At 55.7% G+C, this 3373-nt stretch carries 2 protein-coding genes and 1 pseudogene; 1 reads left to right on the top strand and 2 read right to left on the bottom strand.

The annotated features are described in order from the left end of the window. Nucleotides 1–45: 45 nt before the first annotated feature. A complete protein-coding gene (locus QZ197_RS08245; RefSeq protein ID WP_296431402.1) occupies nucleotides 46–2457 on the top strand; it encodes an FAD-dependent oxidoreductase in 2412 nt (803 codons plus the stop codon). A 33-nt stretch (nucleotides 2458–2490) separates the two neighbouring features. Here QZ197_RS08245 and QZ197_RS08240 read toward each other — a convergent pair whose 3' ends face one another. Together QZ197_RS08240 and QZ197_RS08235 are read right to left on the bottom strand one after the other, a co-directional pair. After that, nucleotides 2491–3048 (bottom strand): YSC84-related protein, encoded by a 558-nt coding sequence (locus tag QZ197_RS08240; RefSeq protein ID WP_296431401.1) that lies wholly within the window; start codon nucleotides 3046–3048, stop codon nucleotides 2491–2493. 91 nt (nucleotides 3049–3139) lie between these two features. Beyond that, nucleotides 3140–3373 (bottom strand): annotated as a pseudogene (locus tag QZ197_RS08235) (porphobilinogen synthase); the annotation flags it as partial.

The raw sequence follows: 3373 nt of genomic DNA, 5'->3' as shown, positions 1-3373 counted from the left end.
ATCAATGCACAGGGTTGAAGGCGTCATCACACGAAAGGTTTCACGATGCGCTCACATGCTCAGGCGGTTGTAATTGGCGGCGGCGTTATCGGGTGTTCGATCCTGTATCACCTTGCAAAACTGGGGTGGACCGATGTTGTCCTGCTAGAGCGGGACGAGCTGACGTCAGGATCAACGTGGCACGCGGCGGCGAACATTCATGGGCTGCACGACAGCACCAATATCAGTCGCATTCAGCATTATACGATGAACCTTTATAACGCGCTGGAAGAGGAAACAGGGCAGTCTTGCGGTGTTTTTCAACCTGGTTCGCTGTATTTGGCGCAAACTGAAGAGCGCGAACACCAGCTGCGCTTGCAGGCGGCTAAGGCCAAGTTTTATGGCATGAACTTTCACGAGGTCAGCCGCGACGAAGCCGAACGACTGCATCCACTTGTCAACTACGACGGCATCCGGTGCATCATGTATGAACCGGACGGTGGAAATGTGGACCCTTCGGGGGTCACCAACGCCTATGCGATTGGTGCGCGGCAAAAAGGCGCGGAAATCCACCGTTTTACATCCGTGACGGCAACGGTACCGCAACCTGACGGGACGTGGATTGTTGAAACGCCAAACGGAAATATCCGCACTGAATGGGTGATCAACGCAGCTGGCCTTTGGGGCCGTGAAGTGGCGAAGCTCGCTGGTATTTCGTTGCCGCTATTGCCAACCGAGCATCAGTACTTTGTCACCGAAACCATCCCCGAGATCGCGAGTTTGGATCGCCGCCTGCCATCTGTGGCGGACCGTGATGGCGAATACTATCTGCGCCAAGAAGGGCAGGGCCTGTTGGTCGGTGCTTACGAAAAAGACGTGCGCTTTTGGGCCGAAGACGGGACCCCGCAAGGTTTCGGTCATGAATTGTTTGCCGATGATCTGGAACGTATCGAAGACAATATCATGCGTGCGATCGACCGGGTGCCCGCCGTCGGCGAGGCCGGGATCAAGCGTGTCATTAATGGCCCGATGATTTGGTCGCCTGATAGCAATGTCCTTTATGGCCCGCACCCTGATCTGCGTAATTATTTCTGCTGCAATGGTATTATTCCGGGGTTCAGCCAATCAGGCGGGATGGGCTTGATGGCCGCACAATGGATCATCAATGGCGAAAGCGACTATGACATGTTTGCGTGGGACGTGGCGCGCTTTGGACCTTGGGCAGACGCGAAATTCACCAAGGCGCGGGTTGGCGACCAATACGCGAAACGTTTTGCCATTCATTTCCCGAACGAAGAACGGGCAGCGGGCCGGCCCGTGCGCGTGCGTCCTGCATATGAAAAGCAAAAAGCTATGGGCGCGGTCTTTGGCCTGAACTACGGGTGGGAACATCCGCTTTGGTTTGCAGATACGCCGGGCACCCAAGACACCAACGGTTTCACCCGTCAAAACTGGTTTGAACCCGTCGGCGCAGAAGCCCGCATGCTGCGCCAAACTGCTGGGATCATCGATATTTCCAACTTTGCCAAATACTTCGTCACAGGTCCTGATGCTGCGGATTGGCTGAACGCTGTGTTTGCCAATAACATGCCCAAGGCGGTCGGCCGGTCGTGTCTCACTCCATTGATTGGGGTGAATGGTGGGATCGCGGGCGACTTTACCGTCACGCGCTTGGCCGAGGATGAATTCATGATCATCGGCGGCGGCATGTCAGAGCGCTACCATCAGCGGTTCTGGAAAGAGGTTCCATTGCCGCAAGGTACGACATTTGAAAGCCGCACAGACACTATGTGCGGGTTCAATGTAGCCGGACCGCAGTCGCGTGCTTTGCTGGCGCGACTGACGAACGCGGACCTAAGCACCGAGAGTTTCCCGTTCATGCGCTCGCAGCGGATCAACGTCGCAGGCGTCGATGTGATTGCATTGCGGGTGTCATTTACGGGTGATCTGGGGTGGGAATTGCACTGCGATCAAGCCGACCAGTTGCGCCTTTACGAGGCTTTGCTTGAAGCAGGGCGGGCCGTTGATGCAGGCCCAGTCGGGTCGCGCGCCCTGATGTCGCTTCGGGTCGAAAAAGGGTATGGCAGTTGGAGCCGGGAATACTCGCCCGAGTATTGGCCACAAGAAGTCGGGCTTGATCGGTTGATCAAGTTGGACAAAGAATTCCTGAACAAAGAGAGTTACTTAAAGATCAAAGACCATGCGCCGCGCGAAATGCTTTCATTAATCGAAGTCCAAGACGTGACAAATGCAGATGCCACAGGCGGCGAGCCGATATTTCTTCCAGATGGCACACCCGTTGGTCGTGTGACGTCTGGAACCTTCGGGTATTCCGTCGAAAAATCGCTGGCTTTGGGGTATCTCAAAGATGTCGCTGCAGGAACAGCGGTCGATGTGATGATCCTTGGCAAACCACATCGTGGCGTTGTTCTTGCCGAACCGCCGTTTGATCCAAAAGGGGCGCGCTTGCGGGCCTAGTGTTTGGGGCGGTGATCCCGCCCCATTACAAGCCTATGGAATGATGCGTGTGTATTTAGAGCCTTCAAGGGTCGCACCAAGACGAAGTCCAGTTTGGCCGAAGACTACTGCGATAACAGGGGCAAGTGACGTCGTTGTCTCTGCCCGCAGCATGTCGCTTTGTTCTCGGAATGCATATTCTATATCTGCACCAGCGGCCCAACCTTGCGAGCGGCGGAACTCGGTCATGGATTCCGGCGTCATGAAGAACAGCACATGGCTGAATTGCTGCGCGCCGATCTGCAATCCTGCGCTGCCGGAAGTTGCCGAGTAATAATCCACTGTTGACGGTCCCAAACGCAGCGCGCCGCGCCCGTAAGATCCACCAATGCCTAGACCGACTTCAGTCACGAGCGGCATGACAAGGACACCAGATGCCCGCGCGGCCAAGTCCCGTGTACCGGGGTAGGTTGAATACATTTGGTTCAAGGTTGCATCAACGCGTGCATCAATCGTGGCAGCGCCTGAGCCGCCAATGCCATTGCCGCATGCCGCCAATGTGGTAGCCGCTACAGCGCTAAGCGCAAAGCTGCGCCGCGATAAATTGCTCATTTTGATATCCGCCTATATGCCTGTTTCATGGCGTTTTCCGCCTTTTGTAGGGTAAGTATAGGCAATTCGGGCTGATCTGTCACGCCCAAGCTTAACTTTGTAAGAGTTTCGCCGCAGCTGGAGCGAAATAGGTCAAGATCCCATCGCAGCCCGCACGTTTGAACGCCAATAGGCTTTCCATCATCACCTGTTCGCCATCGAGCCAGCCGTTTTGGGCCGCCGCCTGCAACATCGCATACTCGCCGCTGACCTGATAGGCGTAGGTCGGCACGCCAAAGGTATCTTTGACACGGCGGCAAATATCCAGATACGGCATGCCCGGTTT

The sequence above is a fragment of the Yoonia sp. genome (genome assembly GCF_017854415.1).
Lineage (GTDB): Bacteria > Pseudomonadota > Alphaproteobacteria > Rhodobacterales > Rhodobacteraceae > Yoonia.
Note: the sequence above shows the minus strand (reverse complement) of the source record. Positions and strands in the feature narration are given on the sequence as shown.